2 protein-coding genes are annotated in these 1298 nt (G+C 38.6%); one reads left to right on the forward strand and one right to left on the reverse strand.

Going from position 1 to position 1298, the window contains the following annotated elements:
• On the reverse strand, positions 1–286 hold a 286-nt coding region (locus tag AMDU4_RS10620), incomplete at its 3' end, for a transposase (protein ID WP_290705074.1).
• A gap of 542 nt (positions 287–828) precedes the next feature.
• Here AMDU4_RS10620 and AMDU4_RS10625 point away from each other — a divergent pair.
• Positions 829–1298: RRXRR domain-containing protein (locus AMDU4_RS10625; RefSeq protein WP_290705077.1), on the forward strand; the 470-nt coding region annotated here is incomplete at its 3' end.

The following is a 1298-nucleotide window of genomic DNA, read 5'->3' on the forward strand; positions in this document are numbered from 1 at the left end:
CCGATTCAGGATAATCCAGGAAGTTCATGAAATCCAGGCGATTGTGTATCTCCTTCTCAATGGACTCATCAACTATGCCATATATGGACTGAAGGAATAGTATCTTGACCATGAGTATGGGATCATAATTTGACCTTCCACCCTTCTCTGTGTTATTAATATATAAGTCATTGAGTAAAGGCCTGATCCTTTCCCACTCTATGACAGTCTTCATGTCGGAAAGCCTGTCGCCGAATCTTTTCAACTGATCATATTTCTCCCGGAGACCGTAATTCATTATGTCCATGCATATTGATCGCGATTGCATGAATAAAGGTTTCGCTTGCAAACGTAGTAAATTATGGGATAAACTGAATATTTTAAATAAACGTGGTTGAAGAGATGAAATGAAAATCACATTCATAGGATAATAAAGAGAGGGGTTATTAGAAAATCTCTATCGTATATCAATACCCACAAATATATTCATTTTTTTAGAACCTTTGAGAATTTATTTGAATTGAAATATGATCATATAATTCCCTTTTTTAGCTTTCTGGCAGTCCATCTATTTTTCTATTAAAATCCTCAAGGTTCTTTCATATATTCATAAATGCCTTAGCTTTGGATTCAGGCGAACGGCTAAACTCTAACAAATAATAAATAAATAGTTATATCATTTATGCATAACAATATTGTTATATTGATGTGATAGTTATTTATCGTTAAATAACTTACAAACTTCCTCAGAGGTTATAAAGTCAACTACCCCTCCCTGACGGAAGGGGCTTGTCCCGTGAGGGGCATCGCAAGAGTTGATTAGGGGGCTTTGAAAACATGGTGAAACATATGAAAGAAAGGCAGAAGTTAGACCGGAGAAATACATACACACCTACGGATGCTCCACAAGTCCGTGGCAACTGTGATCATGCATTAAACAGAGAGGAAACTCTCAGTGTGCATGGTTTAAAAACTCCTTCTAACAACCCCGATGTGGACCTACAGTCAGGCATGGCTGGACAGGACCTGAGGGTTCCCGTCATAAACATGCGCAACGAACCTTTAATGCCAACAACACCAGGAAAGGCACGAACACTATTGAAATCTGGAAAAGCAAGGGTGATCAGTTCAAATCCATTCACTATTCAGCTCCTCTATGCAACCGGAGAGACAAAGCAGCCAGTAATATTGGGTATAGATGCCGGATACAAGCACATTGGATTCTCTGCATTAACAGAAAAGAGAGAGCTGATATCAGGAGAAGCTGTCACAAGAACTGATATACCCAAACTCAATCAGGAGAAATCCATGTATCGTAA

This window comes from Ferroplasma sp. Type II, from assembly GCF_000496155.1.